The organism is Collinsella sp. AM38-1BH, from assembly GCF_003467545.1.
Lineage (GTDB): Bacteria > Actinomycetota > Coriobacteriia > Coriobacteriales > Coriobacteriaceae > Collinsella.
The window spans coordinates 38,480-59,701 of the sequence record NZ_QSHC01000005.1 but is presented as its reverse complement, the minus strand read 5'-3'; the positions used below and the strand labels follow the sequence as shown (position 1 = coordinate 59,701).

21 protein-coding genes are annotated in these 21,222 nt (G+C 59.6%); 9 read left to right on the top strand and 12 right to left on the bottom strand.

The genetic code is table 11. The features are described from left to right. Positions 1-80: 80 nt before the first annotated feature. The 6 genes from DW870_RS03620 to DW870_RS03595 all read right to left on the bottom strand — a co-directional run bounded on the left by DW870_RS03620 (position 81) and on the right by DW870_RS03595 (position 5,770). Positions 81-1,343, bottom strand: a complete 1,263-nt coding sequence (locus DW870_RS03620) for an MFS transporter (RefSeq protein WP_117770089.1) — start codon at positions 1,341-1,343, stop codon at positions 81-83. Between the two features lie 101 nt (positions 1,344-1,444). After that, positions 1,445-2,107: a TetR/AcrR family transcriptional regulator gene (locus DW870_RS03615; protein WP_158556913.1), complete on the bottom strand. Its 663-nt coding sequence runs from the start codon at positions 2,105-2,107 to the stop codon at positions 1,445-1,447. Between the two features lie 74 nt (positions 2,108-2,181). Beyond that, complete coding sequence (locus DW870_RS03610; RefSeq protein WP_055286814.1) at positions 2,182-2,520, bottom strand: P-II family nitrogen regulator; 339 nt, start codon at positions 2,518-2,520, stop codon at positions 2,182-2,184. A 214-nt stretch (positions 2,521-2,734) separates the two neighbouring features. Beyond that, positions 2,735-4,012, bottom strand: coding sequence for an ammonium transporter (locus tag DW870_RS03605; protein ID WP_117770087.1), 1,278 nt, complete (start codon positions 4,010-4,012; stop codon positions 2,735-2,737). 198 nt (positions 4,013-4,210) lie between these two features. Then, the gene (locus DW870_RS03600; RefSeq protein WP_233504629.1) at positions 4,211-5,230 is read right to left on the bottom strand and encodes a putative ABC transporter permease; all 1,020 of its coding nucleotides are present in this window, start codon (positions 5,228-5,230) and stop codon (positions 4,211-4,213) included. 3 nt (positions 5,231-5,233) lie between these two features. Beyond that, positions 5,234-5,770: an HD domain-containing protein gene (locus DW870_RS03595; protein ID WP_117770086.1), complete on the bottom strand. Its 537-nt coding sequence runs from the start codon at positions 5,768-5,770 to the stop codon at positions 5,234-5,236. A 227-nt stretch (positions 5,771-5,997) separates the two neighbouring features. On the opposite strand from DW870_RS03595, the gene DW870_RS03590 reads away from it, so the two are divergent. From DW870_RS03590 to DW870_RS03565, 6 genes are all read left to right on the top strand, one after another. Next, a complete protein-coding gene (locus DW870_RS03590) occupies positions 5,998-7,779 on the top strand; it encodes a 1-deoxy-D-xylulose-5-phosphate synthase (RefSeq protein WP_117770085.1) in 1,782 nt (593 codons plus the stop codon). Between the two features lie 570 nt (positions 7,780-8,349). After that, positions 8,350-9,345 carry a glutamate ABC transporter substrate-binding protein gene (locus tag DW870_RS03585; protein ID WP_117770084.1) on the top strand — a complete coding sequence of 332 codons (996 nt, stop codon included), beginning with the start codon at positions 8,350-8,352 and terminating at the stop codon, positions 9,343-9,345. A gap of 138 nt (positions 9,346-9,483) precedes the next feature. Beyond that, on the top strand, positions 9,484-10,143 hold the full coding sequence (locus tag DW870_RS03580) for an amino acid ABC transporter permease (RefSeq protein WP_117847984.1): 660 nt from the start codon (positions 9,484-9,486) through the stop codon (positions 10,141-10,143). Then, positions 10,140-10,973, top strand: coding sequence for an amino acid ABC transporter permease (locus DW870_RS03575; RefSeq protein WP_117770082.1), 834 nt, complete (start codon positions 10,140-10,142; stop codon positions 10,971-10,973). Before DW870_RS03580 ends, DW870_RS03575 begins: the two co-directional genes overlap by 4 nt. Before the next feature lie 36 nt (positions 10,974-11,009). After that, positions 11,010-11,774, top strand: a complete 765-nt coding sequence (locus DW870_RS03570; protein ID WP_117770081.1) for an amino acid ABC transporter ATP-binding protein — start codon at positions 11,010-11,012, stop codon at positions 11,772-11,774. A gap of 87 nt (positions 11,775-11,861) precedes the next feature. After that, positions 11,862-12,671, top strand: coding sequence for a gamma-glutamyl-gamma-aminobutyrate hydrolase family protein (locus DW870_RS03565; protein WP_055286831.1), 810 nt, complete (start codon positions 11,862-11,864; stop codon positions 12,669-12,671). A 105-nt stretch (positions 12,672-12,776) separates the two neighbouring features. Here the strand turns inward: DW870_RS03565 and DW870_RS03560 are convergent, their stop codons facing one another. From DW870_RS03560 to DW870_RS03550, 3 genes are all read right to left on the bottom strand, one after another. Beyond that, complete coding sequence (locus tag DW870_RS03560) at positions 12,777-13,133, bottom strand: Hpt domain-containing protein (protein ID WP_199412370.1); 357 nt, start codon at positions 13,131-13,133, stop codon at positions 12,777-12,779. Positions 13,134-13,156: 23 nt separating this feature from the next. Beyond that, positions 13,157-15,037: a diguanylate cyclase gene (locus DW870_RS03555; RefSeq protein WP_117847982.1), complete on the bottom strand. Its 1,881-nt coding sequence runs from the start codon at positions 15,035-15,037 to the stop codon at positions 13,157-13,159. Positions 15,038-15,248: 211 nt separating this feature from the next. Then, complete coding sequence (locus tag DW870_RS03550; protein WP_117847980.1) at positions 15,249-16,046, bottom strand: alpha/beta fold hydrolase; 798 nt, start codon at positions 16,044-16,046, stop codon at positions 15,249-15,251. Positions 16,047-16,271: 225 nt separating this feature from the next. On the opposite strand from DW870_RS03550, the gene DW870_RS03545 reads away from it, so the two are divergent. The 3 genes from DW870_RS03545 to DW870_RS03535 all read left to right on the top strand — a co-directional run bounded on the left by DW870_RS03545 (position 16,272) and on the right by DW870_RS03535 (position 19,165). Beyond that, a complete protein-coding gene (locus DW870_RS03545) occupies positions 16,272-17,048 on the top strand; it encodes a radical SAM protein (protein ID WP_117847979.1) in 777 nt (258 codons plus the stop codon). A gap of 160 nt (positions 17,049-17,208) precedes the next feature. Then, on the top strand, positions 17,209-18,096 hold the full coding sequence (gene map / locus DW870_RS03540) for a type I methionyl aminopeptidase (protein WP_117847977.1): 888 nt from the start codon (positions 17,209-17,211) through the stop codon (positions 18,094-18,096). Between the two features lie 133 nt (positions 18,097-18,229). After that, positions 18,230-19,165, top strand: a complete 936-nt coding sequence (locus DW870_RS03535) for a D-2-hydroxyacid dehydrogenase (protein ID WP_117847975.1) — start codon at positions 18,230-18,232, stop codon at positions 19,163-19,165. Positions 19,166-19,229: 64 nt separating this feature from the next. On the opposite strand, the gene DW870_RS09260 is transcribed toward DW870_RS03535, so the two are convergent. The 3 genes from DW870_RS09260 to DW870_RS03525 form a co-directional block, all read right to left on the bottom strand. Then, on the bottom strand, positions 19,230-19,451 hold the full coding sequence (locus tag DW870_RS09260; protein ID WP_147332614.1) for a hypothetical protein: 222 nt from the start codon (positions 19,449-19,451) through the stop codon (positions 19,230-19,232). A 75-nt stretch (positions 19,452-19,526) separates the two neighbouring features. Further along, positions 19,527-19,694 (bottom strand): hypothetical protein, encoded by a 168-nt coding sequence (locus DW870_RS09310; protein ID WP_158556983.1) that lies wholly within the window; start codon positions 19,692-19,694, stop codon positions 19,527-19,529. Between the two features lie 15 nt (positions 19,695-19,709). Continuing rightward, positions 19,710-21,095, bottom strand: a complete 1,386-nt coding sequence (locus DW870_RS03525) for a M18 family aminopeptidase (RefSeq protein ID WP_117876892.1) — start codon at positions 21,093-21,095, stop codon at positions 19,710-19,712. Positions 21,096-21,222 lie beyond the last annotated feature (127 nt).

Sequence of the window (21,222 nt, the reverse complement as noted above, 5' to 3'; positions counted from 1 at the left end):
ACGAAGGAGAGGCGTGCCCAAACAATGCCGTCCCGGCGCGGCGTACCACCGCCTCCACAAATTCACGGTGCCCCAGTGCGTTAAGACAATCGCCACAAGCGACTTTTCAGCCGATAAAACAGCACCGTCGTCAACGTCAACACCGCCAGCATGCCTGCGAATACAATCGCCGGTGTCCATCGATCATATGCAACCCCGTACGTCAATTGGCCGATAGGTGTTGCGCAGGAAAGGACCATGTAAACGACCGAAAGCACTTTTCCGCAGAGCTCAGTCGGCGCTGCCCGTTGAACAAACGCGATGATTTCAACCGACGCAATGGCTGCCCACACCATGACCCATGCCGAACCAACCGCAAACACGGTGAACACCCATACATCTGTGCCGAACAGTAGCGTGACAATAATCGGTACGACTCCTAAACAGATCATCGCAACATATTGACATATGCCCTTGAAGGAAAAACGATGCGGCCAAATACCGACCAAACCACTGCCGACAAGACCACCTAAGCCCATAGCCACCTCAATAATCCCAACAAAGGATGACTGCATTCCGAGATGCTTTGCAACAATAACGGGAGCACCAATCGTTAACCCAACTAACGCAAGGTTCAAAATAGCCGCAATCAAAAACACAACGAGCAATGATGAGTTTTGAGACAGGTACCGAATCAACTCCCGAAAATCGTTTCGGCGTGTCGTACGAGTCGCGCCGTCTCCCATCGTTTCAGATGAGGCATTTTGCTTGAGTGCGCCCCCGAACAGCAGGGCTGAAATCGTAAACGTCAACGCCGCGGTTTCGCATAGAGTATCGATACCAAAGCACCCATAGACTGCCGTCCCGACTACAGGCCCCAAGATATTGCTCATCATGATTATCTGCGAGACCAACGCAGTGGCACGCTCAACCTTTTCTTGGCCCGTCATGCACACCGCCTCAATTTGAAGCATCGGTTTCAGCAGCGATTGGATGCCATATTGGACGCAAAGCATTGCTGCCACGACAACCGCAAGAGGCAGCGAACGCTTCATGGGGATAAACAGCAGTGATGCAGCCATCAGAACAATGCCGAGTACCACAAGAACCCCGCGACGTCTTCCCCGATCCGCCAAAATCCCGCCAACCGGAGTCGCGAGCACGCCCGGTATGAACGCTATCGCCGCGACGGCGCCATATAACGTTGAGGAGCCGCTGCAATCGAACAAGTAAAGCGGGCACGCAAAGCACAGTGCCGACAGCATCGAATACGCACACAGCTGTGCAACAAGAAGACCAAATAGCCTGATAGATCGCACTGTTTTTGGCGCCAATGAAACGCTAATTCTTCGCATCCCAGCCATAAGCCTGCCCCCAAATACATACTGTTAGTATGTATTTAATGACTTGAAAAGGGCAGCCGTGGCTACCCTCACAAATCAATTACATACCGTTGGTATCTATATTACCACCCGGCACGGTTCCATACGTCCCAAATCTGGGCCGTTGTCTGGAGCACTTCATTACCCAAATCAAGCCCCACCGCGGCCGCCATCTGCGCCAAACATTGTGCGCGAGCAAGCATTCGCTCCTTGGGCTCGAGCGGACGGAACAATGGCAGCAGCCAAAGATTCGCTAACAACGATACGGCCTCCGCTGCTTCGCGCGGGCATTCGCACGCAATGGAGCCGTCGGCGATGCCCTCCTCGATTACTGGCAAGAGATTGCCATCGGCCGACTCGTCAAACGAACCTTGGTACTGCATCGCCAGCAGCCGCGAGCTTTTTACCGGATCTGCCGCAGGATGCATGCGAGTCCATAGCTCGATTTGCGGAACGACGGACTCGGGCGCATAAAGTCGTTTGAGCTTTTGAGCTCCCGTCATATTGCCAGCACCGAGTGTCGCGCGACGGTGCTCAGCAATCGGAGCCGTTGCCCGATCAAATGCGGCGTTGAAAATCTCCTCTTTGCTCTTAAAGTGATGATAGACAGCACCCTTGGTCATGCCATCGAGGCGGTCGACGATGTCTTGAATGCTCGTCCCCTCATAACCCTGTACGCAGAATAGCTCCAGCGCCGCGTCGAGAATCTTCGCGACAGTCTCCTCGGGATATTTATTACGACCCATAATCCGTCCATCCACAACGCAAGTCTTGTGCCTCATTGCAGCATTTTAACGTTGCGGATGGTAGACGGTCGATTCTACACCGCGGCGGGACCGTGTTCGCCAGTACGTATGCGAATAACTTCCTCGACCGGCTCGACCCAGATCTTGCCGTCGCCGACGGCACCGGTGCGAGCGGCGCTGCAGATAATGTCGACAATGCCGTCGACATGCTCATCGGCGCAAATGAGCGTGAACTGCACCTTAGGAATCGTGTTGACAAGCAACTCGTTGCCGCGCACGTATTCCTTCCAGCCATGCTGTGCGCCGCAGCCCTGCACCTGGTTGATAGTCATGCCACGAACATCGGCAGCAAACAGAGCGTCTTTAAGAACCTCAAGCTTCTCGGCACGAACGATCGCCGTAATCTTCTTCATAGTGAATTCCTCTCTTCAAAAAAAGAAATGAATTGTCCCTCACATGGCACGAGGTTTCCAGGTGCCACAGACCAACCTTGTAGATCAGATAAGTGCAACTAACAGGTCTTAGCAGGTTTCCCAAGTGCCGCAGATCGGCCTGAAAGAGGAGTGCCGCGTACTTAAGGTACGCAAACGACGATTGAAGGCCGAGGTGCGGTGCTTGGGGAAGCTGCTAATCGAGTCCGGAGAACGAAGGGTAGGCGCTCTCGCCGTGCTGACTCGCATCCAGGCCCAGCGCCTCATCGGCCTCGTCCACACGCAGACTGCCGTGGAACAGTGCCTTGACCACCGCGGCGATTACCAAATCGAGCACCAGCACAATAGCGACCGTCACCACAATGCCCAGAATCTGCGAAACGAGCAGCGACACGTCGCCCGTGTAGAACAGGCCGCCCTTACCGGTCCACGAGAGCTCCGGCACGCAGAACAGGCCCGTGAGCACGCCGCCCAGGATGCCGCCGATACCATGGCAACCGAACGCGTCGAGTGCGTCGTCGTAGCCAAACTTGGTCTTAAGATGGCTGATGGCCAGGTAGCAGACGGGCGATACGATCAGGCCCATAACCAGCGCTGCCCACGGCTCGACAAAGCCCGCGCCGGGCGTGACCACCACAAGTCCCGCAACCAGACCGGTGTTGGCGCCCACCAGCGTGGGGCGACCAGTGTGCACGCGCTCGACGGCAAGCCACGAGACCATGCCCGCCGCGCTGGCCGTCACGGTGTTGAGGATGGCGAGTGCCGCCACGGCGTCGGCCTTAAACTCGCTGCCGCCGTTAAAGCCAAACCAGCCAAACCAAAGCAGGCCGGCGCCCAGCGCTACAAACGGCACGTTATGCGGACGATAGCTCACCATGCCAAAACCACGACGACGGCCGAGCATTAAGCAGAGAATCAGGCCCGTAAGACCGGACGAAATGTGCACCACGTCGCCGCCGGCAAAGTCGAGTGCGCCGATAATGTCACCGATAAAGGAGCCCTCGCCGCCCCAAACCATGTGGGCAAGCGGCGCATAGACCACAAGCAGCCAAATGCCCAGGAAGGCCGTCATGGCACCAAACTTAACGCGGCCGGCCAGGCTGCCCGTGACGATAGCAGCAGTGATCATGGCAAATGCCATCTGAAAGGCGATGTTGATGATCTGAGGGTAGACGGCGCCGTCAGTGGCATTGCCCTCGGCCGCCTGCAGCACCTGGTTGAGCACCGGAAGGCACAGTAGCTGGTCAAGGCCTCCAATAAACGGGCTGGAACCGTCGCCGCCGTAGGCCAGCGACCAGCCGGCAACAATCCACAGCACGCCAACCAGGCCAATGGCGCCAAAGCACATGAGCATGGTGTTGATGACATTTTTGCGCCTAGACAGGCCGCCATAGAAAAACGCCAGACCCGGTGTCATTAAAAACACGAGCATGGTGCAGATGAGCATAAACGTTGTCGATCCCGTATCGTACATTCGCTCCCCCTTGATCGCATGAACGTTGTCGGCGCCCATAATGCGGCCGAGGGGCAACTGGTGTAGACCAGATACGGCGTTGTTAAACGCTGCGTTGTCGAATGGAAACGGTGCCGCAATCTTGGAAACGGCACGGCAACGGACGCGAAACGGACGGGAAATACGCGAGCAAGGGAGCCGTGAGCACGCCCATCCCGGCTAGCGCCGAAACAGCTCGCGGGCGCGGTCGCGGAGATTAGTTGCTCGAATGACACCTTCGTAGCGATTGATGCGCAGACGCGGGAAGGCATTGAAAAAGCGCAGGTCGCGGCGGCTGAGCGACACGCTCGGCACCGGACGGCTCATGCGCTTGCCGGCAAGGCGACGACTGAACGACGGACGCGGCATGCTCGGCGCGGCATCGGCCACGCGGCGGGCAGCGAGCGCCAGGCCGCGAGCACCATCCGCGATAAACGTCGGCATCGAAGCCTTCTCGCGCAGGGCATCGAGCGTCGCATCGCCCAGCTCCGCCAGCCACGCGTTAACGGCACGGCTGCGGATGTGCGTCTGTGCCACCGAGTCAATCGTCGAATCGGGAATGCGCTCAAGCATTGAGTCCGAGGCATCGGCAAGCGACTCATTAATGCGGTCGGCAAGGTCGGCCCGGACGCGCTCCAGCTGATCAGACAGACGCCGCCAGCTCGCCAACGAGCACACCGCGTCGACCATCATCGCGACCGCGACGATAAACGCGGACAGCCGCACAATCAGCACCGGCAGATGGGCAAGCAGGCCCAACACCGCCGGCTCCACCACGCGGCAAATACACAACGCACCCAGGCCAAACGCGCATGCCCAGTACAGGCAGATGCGTCCGTGCAGGTTAAACGGCAGGTGCGAATAGTCCCAAAAGCGAGCGCCCGTTGTTTTTTCCAATAGAAGGCCCACACTGTACTCAATCACGCTGCATACGAGCGCTGCAGCGACAAACTGGCTCGAGGCATCCGGAATCCCACGCAACAGCAGCCAGCAGGCAATGCCGCCCGCGCCATAGATGGGGCAGCACGGCCCAAGCAAAAAGCCACTGTTGGCAAATCGTCCGTGATTGAGCATGGCGCATACTGTCGACTCCCATGCCCAACCGCAAAACCCGTAAAAGGCAAACGAGAGCACCAGTGCCGAGAGTGGGCAGGTGGCAAGCGTCGCGCCGTCAAATGCCATGTCGATCGCGGTCCCCACCGTCTACCCTCTCCTCTTTTCGCTCGATTCGCCACTCACGTCATCGTCCGCCTCGTCCTTGCGCCGCAGACGACCGGCGACCGTCTCGCGCAGAGCGCACCATTTATCTGCCAGGCATACAATCCAAGCCTCACGACACGTCGGCGGCACTGGCACCAGCGGAAACATATGCCGCACGATAATATTCCGTTCGCGCGGCGTCAGCTCAAAATCTTCCTCCGCACGTGCCAGGGCAAAAAACGGGTGACGAAAGCCATGCAGCCGATGGCTTGGGTCGGGATCGTGCCAGTCATAGAGAAAGTAATCGTGCAGCAGGGCCCCGCGCAGCAATGAAGCACGGTCGACCGAAATGCCAGCACGGCCCAAGCGCTCGGCAAAGGACAGGCTCGCCCGCGCTACTGAAGTCACATGTGCATAGACCGTCACGTCGCCATGCTGGATAAACTCGTGTGTCAGGTCCAAGCGGCCCGCCTGGGCCAGCTGGCGGGCGGCATAGTCGACCTCGTGCGCGATTTCTTCGGCACGAACGGCATCGGACATGCTGCCTCCTTCCAGCGACTCACGGCGACAAGCCACGGCCTGTGCACAATCGATAAAACATCATGGAACATATCAGTATGGCATCGGACAAAACGTTTTGCCCCACCAGTTGGCGAATTACCGCGCCGCCGTCACATATCAAACGCCAAAATGTGCGAGACTGTTTTGTGCAATTGTGCCGGCCGAGGGAGTGCCGGCGCACGATTCGCATGGAGTAACCCACAACGATGCTGCTTACGCAAACGACAACGCCCGAGGACGTCAAGGCTCTTAATCGCGCCGAGCTCCCGCAGCTCTGCGGCGAGATCCGCCAGGCAATCCTCGAAAGCTCCGCCGCCGTCGGCGGGCACGTTGCCCCCAACTTGGGCGTCGTTGAGCTTACGGTTGCGCTTCATCGCGTATTTGACTCCCCCATCGACAAGATTGTCTTTGACGTTTCGCACCAGACCTACGCCCACAAGGCGCTGACCGGGCGCGCGTACACTTATATCGATCCGGAGCGTTATGGTGAGGCTTCTGGCTTTGCCAATCCCGACGAGTCCGAGCACGACCTGTTCGCCATGGGTCACACCTCGACCTCGGTGAGCTTGGGCTGCGGCCTGGCGCACGCTCGTGACCTGGCGGGCGATGCATACAACGTCATTACCGTTATTGGCGACGGCTCGCTTTCGGGCGGCCTGGCGTTTGAGGGCTTTAACAATGCCGCCGAACTCGATAGCAACCTAATCATCATCGTCAATGACAACGACCAGTCCATCGCCGAGAACCACGGTGGCCTCTATCGCAATCTGGCCGAGCTGCGCGCCAGCAACGGCACCTGTGAGCGCAACGTTTTCCGCGCGATGGGGCTCGACTACCGCTACCTGGACGCCGGTAACGACGTGTTGGCCCTCGTCGACGCGTTGCAGGAACTGCGCAATATCAATCATCCCATCGTGCTGCACGTTTCCACCGCCAAGGGCAAGGGCTTTGAGCCAGCCCAGAGCGATCCCGAGCGCTGGCATCATGTGGGGCCCTTCGATATGGCAACCGGCCGCAAACTTTGCCCGGGCCATCCGAGCGAGCCTGCGCCGCGCACCTATGCCGACATTACGGGCGAGGCGCTCAGCGCCGCCATCGAGCGCGATCCGCAGGTCGTTGGCATCACGGCCGCCACGCCCTACATCATGGGCTTTACACCCGAGCTTCGCGCTGCCGCTGGCAAACAGTTCGTCGATGTGGGCATTGCCGAAGAGCATGCCGTAACCTTTGCCACCGCGCTTGCGCGCTCGGGCGCTAAGCCGGTCTTTGGCGTGTACGGTACGTTCCTGCAGCGCGCCTACGACGAACTGTGGCACGACCTGTGCCTCAACGACGCCCCCGCAACCATCCTAGTGTTTGGCGCGTCGATCTTTGGCACCACGTCCGAGACGCACCTTTCGTTCTTTGATATTTCCATGCTGGGCGGTCTTCCCAACATGCACTACTTGGCGCCGGCCTGCATGGAGGAATATCTGTCCATGCTGAACTGGTCGCTCGATCACCGCGAGCATCCCGTGGCGATCCGCGTACCGGGCATCGGCCTGGTAAGCCGTCCCGACCTTGCGCCCGCCGAAGACACCGACTACAGCGCCGTTCGCTACAACGTGGTGCGCCGGGGTCGCGACGTTGCCGTGCTCGCACTTGGCGATTTCTTTGAGCTGGGCGAGCGCGTGACAAACCGCTTGGCTGCCGAGTACGGTATCGAGGCCACGCTCGTCAACCCGCGCTATGCAACCGAGCTTGACCGCGAGTTCCTCGACAGTCTCGCCGCCGAGCATCGCGTTGTCGTCACCCTCGAGGACGGCATCTTGGACGGCGGCTGGGGCGAGCGCGTCGCGTGCTATCTGGCCTGCACGCCTGTGCGCACGCGCACCTTCGGCATCGCCAAAGGCTTCCCCGACCGCTACGACCCCAACGAGCTGCTCGCTCAGAACGGCATGACGGTCGAGAACATGGCCGCCGAAGCCGTAAGGCTACTCAACGAGTAAAAAACCTCCGCAAGGGAAGCACCCCTGCGGAGGTTTTTGTTTTCACAGCTCAATTATCTCAATCTGTAACATCTAGGGCCCGAATTCCCGTCTAACTGTTACAGATCTAGATAAGACGTCTTAGTCCCAGACCTTTGTCTCAATCTGTAACAGATAGAGACCTTTTGGCCCTCCAGATGTTACAGATTGAGACAAAACAGCGAGGCGGGCCGCCACATCTGCAAGAACCACCACAAAGGTGCCTGTCCCCTTTGTAGTGGTTTTAAGTCATGGTCGGTGCGAAAAACGAATAACCGTTCATACGCGATCTCCTTACTTATATATGCGTCGCGTTGCCGCCATTATAGCGACCGCTGTGATCGATCATGCCGTCTGCAAAACGCTATTTCAGCTGCAATATTCGACGTTTGCCCAGATAAAACCTGCCAAAATAAACCTGTCCCTTTTTAGTAGGTACAATAACCCATAAGGTAAGTATGTTTCTGAGTTATTTCGTGTTGACCCATTTGAGCGCGATAGGGTATAACTCTACTCAACCGCTAGGGATTTTATTGAGAAAGGTGTTCTACCATGAGCAAGAACCTCTCCCAGCAGGTCGTTCTCGACCGCCGCGGCTTCGTTGCCGCCACCTTCGCAACCGTCGCCGGCCTTGGTCTTGCCGGCTGCTCCGACACCAGCGCCGAGGCCGACAAGGGTTCCGCCGCCGGTTCCTCCAAGAGCTCCGAGGATACCGAGGCTTCCACCACGCTCGACGCCAAGGCATTCGACAAGCTCGTCGGCAACGGCCCCAAGGCCGATGACGATGCCGTCGCCGCCAGCACCTGGGCCACGGCCGTCAAGGACGCCGGCGTCTTTAAGATCGGTGGCGTTCAGACTTCCACGCTCTTCTCCCTCCTCAACGAGAAAGACGGTCAGACCCGTGGCTTCGATGCCGGTATCGCGCAGCTCCTGTCCAACTACATCCTGGGCGAGAACAAGGTCGAGATCACCCAGGTGACCTCGGACACGCGCGAGTCCGTCCTGCAGAACGGCCAGGTCGACGCTGTCTTCGCCACCTACACCATCACTGACGAGCGCAAGAAGCTCGTCTCCTTTGCCGGTCCCTACTACTACACCCAGCAGGCTATCCTAGTGCTCGCCGACAACGACGACATCAAGAGCGTCGACGACCTGGCCGATAAGAACGTCGCCGTCCAGTCCGGCTCCAACGGCCCCGCCATTCTGGAGGAGTTCGCCCCCAAGGCCAGCCAGCAGGAGTTCAAGACCGACGAGGAGGCCCGTCAGGCACTCCAGCAGGGTCGCGTTGACGCCTACGTCATCGATAACAACATGCAGCAAAGCGCCCTGGTCCGCGAGCCCGGTAAGTACAAGATCGCCGGCAAGCCCTTCGGCAGCAAGGAGCCCTATGGTATCGGCCTGCCGCTCGATTCCGACGGCGTCGCCTTTGTCAACGACTTCCTTAAGAGGATTGAGGACGATGGCACTTGGACCGAGCTGTGGCAGATCTGCATCGGCGACCGTACGGGCGACACCAATGTTCCCGAGCTGCCCGAGATCGGCGCCTAGGCAGCGAGCCTGGTAACGGCCGCAACGAAACCATATGGAAACGCATGATGCGCTTTATTGCGGTAAACTGTTTCCTCACTGAGTTGTCGGGGCTTCCGTACACACGGGAGCCCCTTTCCTTATCGGCAGGAGGTCCGCATGAGTCTCTCCGAGCTCTGGTCGCTCTATGGCCAGAACTATATCGACGCGCTGCTAGCAACCTGGGGCATGACGCTTGAGTCGTTTGCCATCGCCATGGTGCTGGCCGTCGCCGTCACCGTGATGCGTGTGTCGCCGCTCAAGCCGCTGCGCGTCTTTGGCGACCTGTATGTCCAGGTCTTCCGCAACATCCCCGGCATCGCGCTGCTCATCATCATCGTCTACGCGCTGCCGCCGCTCAAGGTCGTCCTGCCCTACCGCACCTGCGTTATCGTCGCCACGGTCCTTTTGGGCTCGGCCTTTGGTTCCGAAAACTTTATGAGCGGCATCAACACCGTCGGCGTCGGCCAGGTGGAAGCCGCCCGCTCGCTCGGCATGAGCTTCAGCCGTATCCTCGCTAAGATCGTGATTCCGCAGGCGCTGCGTTCGAGCGTGCTGCCCATGACCAACCTCTTTATCGCCGTCATGCTCACCACCGCGCTCGGCAGCCAGGTGCCGCTTAAGCCGCAGGAACTCACCGGCGTGGTGAGCTACATCAATACCCGCTCGCTCGGCGGCGTCGCCGCGTTCTTTATCTCGGCGCTCGGCTACCTGGGCACGGCCTTTGTGGTGAGCCACATTGGCAACTACATCGATAAGAAGGTGAGGATCCTCCGATGAGCAAGCATTCCACCTCCGCGCTCACCATGCGCGATGCGCTCTACGAGGCTCCCGGCCCCAAGATGCGCGCCAAGATTCGCATCGGCACCGCCATCTCGCTTGTTGCTGTCGCCGCGCTCGCCATCCTGGTACTGCAGCGCTTTTATGTGACCGGTCAGCTTTCGGTCCACTATTGGTATTTCTTTACGCACCTCACTACCTGGAAGTTCTTGCTTGCCGGCTTTGAGGGCACCGTTAAAGTCGCACTCACCGCTGGCGCCATCGCGCTGGTGCTGGGCTTAGCCCTTATGCTCGGCCGCACCAGCGGCATCAAGCCGCTACAGCTGGTCTGCCGCGTGCTCACCGATTTCTTCCGCGGTGTGCCGAGTCTGCTGTTCATCTACTTCTTCTTTTTGGTGCTGCCCCAGTACAAGATCGCGCTACCGTCGTTTTGGATGCTCACGCTTCCCGTCGCGCTCGCCGCAGCTGGCGTACTTGCCGAGATCTTCCGCGCCGGCGTCAATGCCGTGCCGCGCGGTCAGGTCGAGGCAGCCCAGGCGCTCGGTCTCTCCAAGGCCAAAATCACCTTTAAAATCGTGTTGCCGCAGGCTATTCGGTTTATCATTCCGTCCTTGATTTCACAGCTCGTGGTCGTAGTCAAAGACACCACCGTCGCCTATGTGGTGAGCTACCCCGACCTCATGCAAAATGCCCGCGTGCTCATTACCAACTACGATGCCCTCGTGTCGGTCTACCTGGTGATCGCAGTCATCTACATCCTCATCAACGTCGCGATCAACAAGGCCGCTGTCTATGTTTCGCACAAGACCGGCGCGACCATCATCCGCTAACGCTTTACCATTTCTAGTCATAAGGAGCCGAGCACCATGGCACAGAGCACCTCTTCCACCGGCAATCAGCCGCTGATCGAGCTCAGGCACGTCGATAAGCACTATGGCGATCTACACGTCCTCAACGACATCAATCTCTCGGTTGACCGCGGCGAGGTCGTCGTTGTGATCGGACCCTCGGGCTCAGGCAAATCGACCATGTGCCGCACCATCAACCGCTTGGAGACCATCGACTCGGGCGAGATCCTCATCGAGGGCGAGCCCCTGCCGCAGGAGGGCAAGGATCTTGCCCGCATGCGTGCCGAGCTGGGCATGGTGTTTCAGCAGTTCAACCTGTTTGCGCATATGACCGTACTGCAGAACGTCATGCTGGGGCCGGTCGATGTACTGGGCGTGTCCAAGGAGGAGGCTCGTGGGCGCGCCATGGACCTGCTGAGCCGCGTGGGCGTTGCCGAGCAGGCCGATAAGGTGCCCGCACAGCTCTCGGGCGGCCAGCAGCAGCGCGTGGCCATCGCCCGTTCACTCGCCATGCAGCCCAAGGCCATGCTCTTTGACGAGCCCACAAGCGCCCTTGATCCCGAGATGATCAACGAGGTACTCGAGGTCATGGTCCGTCTGGCCCAGCAGGGCATGACGATGATCGTCATCACGCACGAGATGAACTTTGCCCGCCGCGTGGCCGACCGCGTCGTGTTTATGGCCGACGGCCAGATTGTGGAAACCGGCACGCCCGACGAGTTCTTCGACCACCCCCAGACCAAGCGCGCCCAGGACTTCCTCAACTCCATCAAGGGTCACTAACCCAATTGCCACGCGGGCAAATTCATCAGTAACGTTTGCTCCGCGCCACCCCTGTGCCATGTCCACCCGGATTCGAAAGCTACGCCCATGATCGGAACCCGCACCTCATCGTCCTACACTCCGCACGTCGACGTCGATCCCGCCGACCGTCCGCTCATCCTGGTCGCACCACGCTGGGAAGAAGCGAAACCCTATTTGAGCGAGACGCTCTCCCCCAACGAGGAGATTGCGAGCGTCTTTGTCGATGCCATCCTTGCCGCCGGCGGCCTGCCGCTGCAGATGTCCATCACCGAGGACATTGAGGTCATCCGTCATTACGTCGATATCGCCGACGGCATCGCCATTCCCGGCGGCCCCGATGTCAATCCCAAACGTTGGGGCGATGATCGACCCTACGACCCCACCCTCTGCTGCGAGATCCGCGATAGCTTTGAGTTTAAGCTGGTCGGCGAGGTGCTCCGCGCCAAAAAGCCGCTCTTTACCACCTGCCGCGGCACGCAGTTGCTCAATGTCGCCACCGGCGGCACCCTGTGCATGGACGTGCCAAGCCTGGGCGCGCGCGAGGGCCGCACGCAGTGGCGCCATACCCACGTGCTCAACGACCCCGTGCATCCCGTCGAGGTCGTGCCGGGCTCGTTGCTGGAGCGCGCGCTTGGCGGGCACAGGCTTATCCAGACCAACTCCGCACACCACTGCTGCATCGATCGTCTGGGTAAAAGCACGCGCTTGGTCGCCAAGGCAACCGATGGCGTGCCCGAGTGCATCGAAGTCGAAGGCCAACCCTTCTGCCTGGGCGTGCAATGGCATCCCGAGTACACCTGGCAGACGCTCGAAACCGACTTTAACCTCTGGAAGTCGTTTGTCGAGGCGGCAGCCAAGGTCAAGCAGGCCCGCTAGCACGCGAACCACAAAACAGATAAGAGCGCCCCGCCGGCCACATGGTCCGGCGGGGCGCCCTTTCACCTATATGTGGCCGGCAAGCAGCCCAAGGCTCGCAAGCTCTTATTCAGCCGCCTCGCGCAGAGCCGACATCGTTGCCGCATATTGCTGCTGCAACGCATGCATTCCCTCGCGAGCGCCGTCAACGGCATCGGCGCCGCGCAGTGCTTCGGTCACCACGACCGCCGGCTCGTACAGATTATCGAATCCCAGGTTCTGGCTCACGCCCTTGAGTGTGTGCGCTGCCATAAACGCACCTTCGGCGTCTCCTGCCGCCATGGCGGCCTCCAGCTTGTCCATGCTCTCGTCATCCAAAAACTTGAGGGCAAAGCGGCTAAGCATCTCCTCGCCCATCAGCCGAGCGCACGCGTCATCATAATTAGCGCCGATCTTCTCATACGCCTCACGCATGGAAATCATGGATTAAAACTCCTTAGGTCAAACTAAATCGTGGGAAACGCGACAACGTCGGCGGGGCGTGCCAACGTCTCGGCAATACGGTCTTGCACCTCGAGCAGACAGTCGAGCAACAGCGGGTTAAAGGTGCCGCACTTACCGTCCAGGATCATCTGGATCGCCTCCTTGTGCGGAATAGCGTCCTTGTACACACGCACGCTCGTCAGAGCATCATACACGTCGGCCACCGAGACCACCTGCGCGGCAATGGGAATCTCGTCGCCCTTAAGGCCATCGGGATAGCCCTTGCCGTCCCAGCGCTCGTGATGCCAACGCGCAATCTGGTACGCATATTCCATAAGCGCATTGCCGACGTGATGGCGGCCCAGCTCAAGCAACATGTCGGCGCCCATCGTGGTATGCGTCTTCATAATCTCGAACTCCTCGGGCGTAAGGCGCCCGGGTTTGTTGAGAATTGCATCGTCAATCGACATCTTGCCGATATCGTGCAGCGCCGAAGCCAGGGCAATCGTAGAGCGTTCCTCATTGTCGAGGGAGATCGTGCCGCTACGCTGGACCAGACAGCCAAGCAGCAGCTCGGTCAGCTTCTCGATGTTCGTAACGTGCCTGCCGCTCTCGCCATTGCGAAGCTCCATAACGCCGGCCATGATGTCGATGAGCATGCGACTGTTCTTGACGCGCTCGTTGTACTGCTGGGACAGCAAACTCGTCAGGCGGCGCTGTTTGGCGTATAGGCGGATGGTGTTGCTTACACGCCGGCGCACGACACGGGAGTCAAACGGGCGGTTGATATAGTCCGAGGCGCCCAGCTCGTACGCGCGCAGAACCATATCATCGGAATCTTCGCTCGAAATCATGATGAAAGGCAGATTGTCGATACCCGATCGGCGCGACAGATCGGCCAGCACCTCAAAGCCGCTTATGCCCGGCATGACAATATCCAGCAGCACGAGCGACAACTCATCGCCATAGCGGTCGACCATGTCGAGCGCCGTACGACCGTTGTCGGCCTCGAGGATGCAATACTCGTCCTTGAGCATCTCGTTGAGAATGGCTCGGTTCATCTCGGAGTCATCGACAATAAGCACCAAAGGCTTTTCGCTTTGGAAGGCTTCGATGGAATCGGCATCGGTCACGACCGTACCGGCTTTTGCCTTAGCGCGGCTCAATAACTGGACAGCGCGGCCAACTCCTTCATCGACCGTCTCGCCATGAATGCGAACACCGCCAACACATGCCGTCAAGCTCACGTACTCATGGCCCGGAACAATCGTGGCATGAACGGCATCGGACACCTGATGCAGGCGACGGGTGAAGTCATCGGAGGGAATATTGGGCATGACGACCACAAACTTGTCGCAGCCATAGCGTACAAGCTCGTCAGTCGAACGAATTCCGCTGCGTATGGCTGTCGCCACAGCACCGAGCGCAAGGTCGCCGGCATGACGGCCACACGTATCGTTGAAGACCCTAAAATCATCAAGGTCGATCACCGCAACGCCGGCATTCATGCGGGCGCTACGGAGCTTTTCCTCGTAATATCGGCGATTGCGCACACTCGTCAGCACGTCGGTGTAGACGAGGTCCTCTTCTGCAGCCTCTTGCTCATCGATCGGACGCACCATCAGCAGGACGTGAGGCTCGCCCTCGACCTTTAGAGGGCGCAGGCGAGCGCGGTACTCGGTACCATCATTGAGCAGCTGCTCCGATACATCATCGGAACCTGCCAAGGCCTCAAGACTCGACTGACGCAGACAAGGGCAGCGATCGCCGGCGAGCAAGCAGTTAGGCTCGCTCTTAATCTGATCGGCCGACAACAAACGCACCACGGGGTAGGTCTTCGCGACGCGGGCGACCTCGGCGGCAGCCTCCTCGTCGGTTAGATTGACCTCGTGATTATTGAGCATATGGGGCCCTTCCTATCGTTACGCACGGCAACGGTGCATATCAATTGGTACAAGGGTAGCATCTAACAGCTGAAGGCAAACGCGCGATTATCGTTACATTTTTATGACCTGGCAAACGGCGGTAATGGAGCCGCGGGCGCGCGGTTATGGGCGCATTCGTTAACAATGACGAAACGCTAACAGCCCCTCTCCCCGCAGGTCATCGAGCGTGCTAACGCTCCAAGACATCGCGAACGGCGTTTGCCGCCGTAACGGGGCGATCGCGCAGACCGTTATGCGCGCCCGGGATCGTCACAAGGGGGCAATCGAGATATTCGGCAGCCGCTCGCGTGCCAGCCTCGCGGGGTGTATCGACCGAAAGCTCGCCCAAAAACACGGCCGACACCGCCTTTGACGCGCGGACGCGCTCCCAGTCGGGAGCATATGTCATATTTGTTCCGTATTCATTAGCCATAAAGCAACGACCATTGCGCAGGGCATGTTTGGCTTCCGCTTCGGTCGTCCCGGGAGCTTCGGGGTCCAAGTCGCCGAGGGCTCCCAAGAAAAGCCGGAGCGCCCTTGAAACCTTTCCAGCCGCAATCATATCGAGCAAAACCGGAGCTGCGCCCATGCCGACGCCTTCGGCCGACACAGCCGGCTCATGCAGAATCGCACGGGCGACGAGATGGGGTTCGGCGCGAAGAAGCTCCAGCGCCACCAACGTACCGGCGCTATGCGCAAGCACATTTGTCGGAGCGCCAACGTGTTCGATCACGGCTTGCAGGTCGGCGGCCTGAGCGGCAAGATCATAGCTGCCGTCTGCCGCATCGCTGCTGCCACCGCAGCCGCGGCGGTCGTAGGCAATTACGCGGTAGTTGCGGCTGAGCTCACAAGCGATACCGTCGAAAAATGTGCCGTCGACACAAGCGCCGTGCACGCACACCAAGGCAGGAGCATCAGGCGACACATCTGGGCCGGCATATTCGCGACAGGCAATCGTGGTGCCCGCATTCTCGACCGTAAAATTCATGTTGTGCCCCCATCATCAATGCTCATCCAGTTGCACGTCAGCGCGGTTGGATGGACCCACATTGCCTTACACCTTGTTAACAGATTAACTTTACCCGACCCGAGGCTTTTCATGGCGCGGCATAATGGGCGACGTGAAAAAACGAAACTTGTAAAGCAAGAGCCCGCACCTTGCTTTGGAGCCGATGCTATGCTTAGGCACAATTGTCTTGAGGAGCATATGCCTATGTCTACGTTTTTGAATGCCAGCCCCATCTTTGGGCCCGTTCGCAGCCGTCGCCTTGGTCTCTCGCTCGGCGTCAACATGATGCCGGCCAGCGGCAAAATCTGCACGTTCGACTGCATTTACTGCGAAAACGGCCTCAACGCCGAGCGCCCCTGCCATGAGCCGTACAACACAGCTGCCGTGGTACTCGACGCGCTCGAGGCAAAGCTGCGCGAGATGGCAGCCGAGGGCGAGCTCCCCGATGTGATCACCTTCGCAGGCAACGGCGAGCCCACCGCCGCACCGGAGTTTCCGCAGGCCATCGCCGGCGCCGTCGCGCTGCGCGACGAGCTTGCCCCAAACTCCAAGATCGCCGTGCTCTCCAACGGCACGCGCGCCGACCGCCCCGAGGTGCACGACGCGCTCATGATGGTCGATGACAACATTCTTAAGCTCGATACCGTCGACCCGGCATTTATCCAGCTGCTCGACCAGCCCGTTGGCCCCTACGACGTCGAGCACCAGATCGAGACGTTCGCAAGCTTTGACGGTCACGTTATTATCCAGACGATCTTTTTGACCGGTGAGTATCAGGGCAAGCCCATCGACAACACCGGCGAGGAGTACGTCGCCCCCTGGCTCGCGGTGCTCGAGCGCATTCGTCCGCAGGAGGCGACCATCTACACGGTGGCGCGCGAGACACCGGTCGCAGGCCTTGCCAAAGCAGCACCCGAGGCCCTCGACGCCATTGCCGCGCGCGTGCGCGCCCTCGGCATTCCCTGCCAGGTGAGCTACTAGCAAAACCACGCAGCAGCTAGTGCCTGCCATCCCGCTCCATCAGTTGCGGTGATATAGTTCCTATTTATGCTGTTAAACCGCTTAAATCGGAACTATATCACCGCAACTTTTATGGACGCGTGGGTGGGCTATACTAGCTGCGAATGAAAGGAAGTTAGCCATGTTTGACAATGGACCCGTGCCCGGCCGCAACGACGCCTGCTGGTGCGGCAGCGGCAAAAAATATAAGAAATGCCATAGCGCCTTTGATGAGCGCCTCGAGCGCTTGTGGGAAGAGGGCTGGGAGGTTCTGCCCCGCACGCTCTACAAGACGCCCGCCGATATCGAGGGCATCAAGCGCTCGGCCGCCATCAACGTGGGCGTGCTCGATTACGTAGGCGAACACATCGCCGCGGGCATGACCACCAACCAGATCGACCAGATGATCTACGACTACACCGTCGAGCACGGTGGCACGCCGGCCGACCTCAACTATGAGGGCTACCCCAAGAGCGTTTGCACCTCGATCAACGACGTGGTCTGTCACGGTATCCCCTGCGATACGGACGTGCTGCATGAGGGCGATATTATCAACGTGGACTGCTCCACGATCCTAGACGGCTACTTTAGTGATTCGAGCCGCATGTTCTGCATCGGCGAGGTCTCTGCCGAGCGCCAGCGCCTGGTCGACGTCACCCGCGTCAGCGTGGAGGCGGGTCTGGCTGCCGTCAAGCCGTGGCTGCCGCTCTCCGTGATGGCTGAGGCCGTGCAAAAGACGGTCGAGGACGCCGGTTTTAGCGTAGTGCGCGAGTACGGCGGACACGGCATTGGCAAAGAGTTCCACGAGGACCCGTTTGTGGGCTTTACCACCGAGGCGCCCGATGTGGACACCATCATGGCCCCGGGCATGGTCTTTACCATTGAGCCCATGGTCAACGCCGGAGCGCCCGACATCAAGATCAGCAAGGGCGACGGTTGGTGCGTGCGCACCAAGGACGGCAGCGATTCGGCCCAGTGCGAGGTACAGCTCGTGGTGACCGAGGACGGCTACGAGCTGCTGAGCTGGTAGCCGTGGATGCGCCGGGCTTCGCGATGGATATGTTAACCATCGCGAAGCCCGGCGTTTTTATAGCGTTTTGCCTGATAAAACCTGCCAAAATAAACCTGTCCCCTTTTGGCAGGTTGGGCGGAGAGGACCGTTTGTGAACATCCTGGTTTTGTTGCCCGTCAACGACCGTCATCGCGCAATTCTTGAGTCGAGCGCTCCGGGCGAGGACTTTATCTACACGAGTGCCGACGCCATCACGCGCGAGCAGGTCGCCGATGCCGACGTGATCTTGGGCAACATCGACCCTTCCCTGCTGACCGCATGCGAGCACCTCCAGCTGCTGCAACTGCAGACCGCCGGCTATGACGACTATCTCGCCGCCGGCACCGTGCCGGCTGAAGCCAAGCTGTCTTGCTCAATCGGCGCCTACGGCCAGGCCGTGAGCGAGCACATGTTTGCCATGGTCCTTTCCATGATGAAGCACCTGCCCGGCTATCACGACTTGCAGCGCGAGCATCGCTGGGAGGACTTAGGCCCGGTCACCTCGCTCAAAAATGCCAATGTGCTGGTGTTGGGCGCGGGCGACATTGGCGGCCACTTTGCCACGCTCTGCCGCAGCATGGGCGCGCACGTCCGCGGCATCAAGCGCCATCCGCTCGTCTACCCCATTGTGTTTGAGGACATGGACGGCATGGATGCCCTGTCTGAGCGCCTGGCGGAGGCCGACATCGTCGCATCCTTTATGCCCAGCACACCCGAGACCCGCGGTCTGGCGAACGCCGAGTTCTTCGCCGCGATGAAACCGGGCGCCTTCTTTGCCAACGGCGGCCGCGGCGATCTTGTGGTTGCCGACGATCTGGTTGCCGCTCTTGAGTCCGGACACCTTGCCGGTGCCGCGGTCGATGTCACCGACCCTGAGCCACTGCCCGCAACAAGCCCGCTGTGGGATGCGCCCAACATGCTCATCACGCCGCACGTCTCCGGCTGGTTCCACCTGGCAGCCACGCTCAACAATGTGGTCGACATTGCCGCAGAGAATCTGCGTCACCTGCAAGCCGGCGAGACCCTGCGCTGTTGGATCGAACATTAGGGTTCCGCCGTTCTAACGAACGGCGGACCGGTCGACGCTACGCGCCGCCCAGAGCGACAATTTGTCATTCAAAAGGCAAGGCATGACCAGAAGGTCTATGCCTTGCCTTTTTCATGCCAACTTGTTCGCTCTGGACATCGCTCGCTGACGCTTGCTCAACCTGCGGTGTCATAACAATTCTGTCCAGCTGTTGGCTTTGCGGCATTTGCCCAGATAAAACCTGCCAAAATGAACCTGTCCCTTTTTGGTAGGTTTGGCGCAATGGAGTCAGGTTGGCTTGCGCCATACCGATAGTTCTGTCTGCGACACTCTCGCCAAAGTGATATCAAACATACATCTAGCGTTTTCGACACTTCGCTTATTAGAGCCAGTCCGTCTCCTCGTCATAGCGGTCCGAATAGGCGTTACGCTTGAGTTCTTCAGCACTCGTTGGTCGCGCCTTGGAAACGTCGACCCCTGACTCATGGCAAGCGGCGACGAACAGCTGTAAACCCCGATCAATAAGCTGAGCCCCACGCTCGGCCTTCATTTCTTCGGCTCGCATTTAGAGCTCAACGTTTTCGGCTCCGTTGATGGTTAGGTTTCGCTCGTAGAAGGCGGTGAGGGCGCGGATGGCGTACATCACGTCGCGCACACCGCCGGTCTCGTAGCTCGAGTGCATGGCAAGCTGCGGCAGGCCCACGTCCACAGCATGCATGCTCGCCTGCATATTGGACAGATTGCCGAGCGTGGAGCCGCCGGCCATATCGCTCTTGTTGGCGAAGGCCTGCGTGGGCACGTCGGCGTCATCGCAGATGGCCTGGAACACCGCGCGGCTAAAGGCATCGGTGCAATAGTGCTGGTTGGCTGCCTCCTTGATGACGATACCGCCGTTGAGCACCACCTGGTTGCGGGCGTCGCACTTCTCGGCGTGGTTGGGGTGCACGGCATGTGCATTGTCGCAACTTACAAGCATCGAGGCAGCAAGTGCACGATGGTACGACTCGTCGTCAAAGCCCAGCGAGCCGTTAATGCGGCGCAGTGCGTCGGCCAAGAACGTCGACATGGCGCCCTGCTTGGTCTCGGAACCAACCTCCTCGTTATCAAAGCAGCAGAAGACCGAGACGTCGCGCGCGTTCTCGGCACCCAAAAATGCCTGCAGTGAGGTGTAGGCGCAGGCCAGGTCGTCGAGCTTGGGCGTCGAGATGAACTCGTCAGCCCAGCCCCAAATGCGCGCATCCTGGCGGTTGACCAGGAACAGATCGCGGCTCAGGATCTGCTCGGGCTCAACGTCCAGTTCGTCGGCAACCAGGGCATCAAAATCGCCCTGCTTAAGCTCACCGGCGCTGATGAGCGGGCACAGGTCGACGGCGCGGTTGGGCGCAAAGCCCTCGTTAACGCCGCGGTTCATATGGATGGCAAGGCTCGGGATAATCGCGACTTCGCGCTCGGTGGCAAGCAGGCGGCTCTCAATACGGTCGCCTTCGCGTACCAACACGCGGCCCGCGAGCGCCAGCGGGCGGTCGAACCAGGTGTAGTCGATCATGCCGCCGTAGGCCTCGGTGTTCAGGCGCAGCGTCTCGCCTGCGCCGTCGAGCTCGGGCACGGCCTTGACCTTAAACGTCGGCGAATCGCTGTGCGACGCCGTGAGCTGAAAATGATAGTCACCGGCAACGCCGTCCTCGCCCCACGTCGCGGTCAGGTCCTCGCCCACCTTAAAGGCAATAACGCTCGAGGTATTGCGCTGCGTGTAATAACGCCCGCCCGGCTCGATGTCCCACGCCGCGTTCTCGGGCAGGTAGGTAAAGCCCGCCTCGTCGAGCTCGGCCATAATGGTCGCCGCCGTATGGAACATGCTGGGACATGCCTCGATAAAGTCGATGAGGTCGTTGGCGGCCTCGATATCGTCGGCCGTCACATGCGCGCGCTCGGGCGTTTCCTGATCCGTCATGCTCTCCCCTTTCGCTGGGTTGATGGTCCCCTCCAGCATACCCCGCCACGCCAGCGCCGCACTCTTCATTCCATGTTTAATCCCGCGCCGCTCACCAAGTTGAGCCATCATGCCCGCGCTCCTTTTG

Coding starts and splice junctions, on each gene's coding strand:
- DW870_RS03620 (WP_117770089.1), bottom strand. CDS start 1,343: ATGGCTGGGATGCGAAGAATTAGCGTTTCATTGGCGCCAAAAACAGTG.
- DW870_RS03615 (WP_158556913.1), bottom strand. CDS start 2,107: ATGGGTCGTAATAAATATCCCGAGGAGACTGTCGCGAAGATTCTCGAC.
- DW870_RS03610 (WP_055286814.1), bottom strand. CDS start 2,520: ATGAAGAAGATTACGGCGATCGTTCGTGCCGAGAAGCTTGAGGTTCTT.
- DW870_RS03605 (WP_117770087.1), bottom strand. CDS start 4,012: ATGTACGATACGGGATCGACAACGTTTATGCTCATCTGCACCATGCTC.
- DW870_RS03595 (WP_117770086.1), bottom strand. CDS start 5,770: ATGTCCGATGCCGTTCGTGCCGAAGAAATCGCGCACGAGGTCGACTAT.
- DW870_RS03590 (WP_117770085.1), top strand. CDS start 5,998: ATGCTGCTTACGCAAACGACAACGCCCGAGGACGTCAAGGCTCTTAAT.
- DW870_RS03585 (WP_117770084.1), top strand. CDS start 8,350: ATGAGCAAGAACCTCTCCCAGCAGGTCGTTCTCGACCGCCGCGGCTTC.
- DW870_RS03580 (WP_117847984.1), top strand. CDS start 9,484: ATGAGTCTCTCCGAGCTCTGGTCGCTCTATGGCCAGAACTATATCGAC.
- DW870_RS03575 (WP_117770082.1), top strand. CDS start 10,140: ATGAGCAAGCATTCCACCTCCGCGCTCACCATGCGCGATGCGCTCTAC.
- DW870_RS03570 (WP_117770081.1), top strand. CDS start 11,010: ATGGCACAGAGCACCTCTTCCACCGGCAATCAGCCGCTGATCGAGCTC.
- DW870_RS03565 (WP_055286831.1), top strand. CDS start 11,862: ATGATCGGAACCCGCACCTCATCGTCCTACACTCCGCACGTCGACGTC.
- DW870_RS03560 (WP_199412370.1), bottom strand. CDS start 13,133: ATGATTTCCATGCGTGAGGCGTATGAGAAGATCGGCGCTAATTATGAT.
- DW870_RS03555 (WP_117847982.1), bottom strand. CDS start 15,037: ATGCTCAATAATCACGAGGTCAATCTAACCGACGAGGAGGCTGCCGCC.
- DW870_RS03550 (WP_117847980.1), bottom strand. CDS start 16,046: ATGAATTTTACGGTCGAGAATGCGGGCACCACGATTGCCTGTCGCGAA.
- DW870_RS03545 (WP_117847979.1), top strand. CDS start 16,272: ATGTCTACGTTTTTGAATGCCAGCCCCATCTTTGGGCCCGTTCGCAGC.
- map (WP_117847977.1), top strand. CDS start 17,209: ATGTTTGACAATGGACCCGTGCCCGGCCGCAACGACGCCTGCTGGTGC.
- DW870_RS09260 (WP_147332614.1), bottom strand. CDS start 19,451: ATGGCGCAAGCCAACCTGACTCCATTGCGCCAAACCTACCAAAAAGGG.
- DW870_RS09310 (WP_158556983.1), bottom strand. CDS start 19,694: ATGAAGGCCGAGCGTGGGGCTCAGCTTATTGATCGGGGTTTACAGCTG.
- DW870_RS03525 (WP_117876892.1), bottom strand. CDS start 21,095: ATGACGGATCAGGAAACGCCCGAGCGCGCGCATGTGACGGCCGACGAT.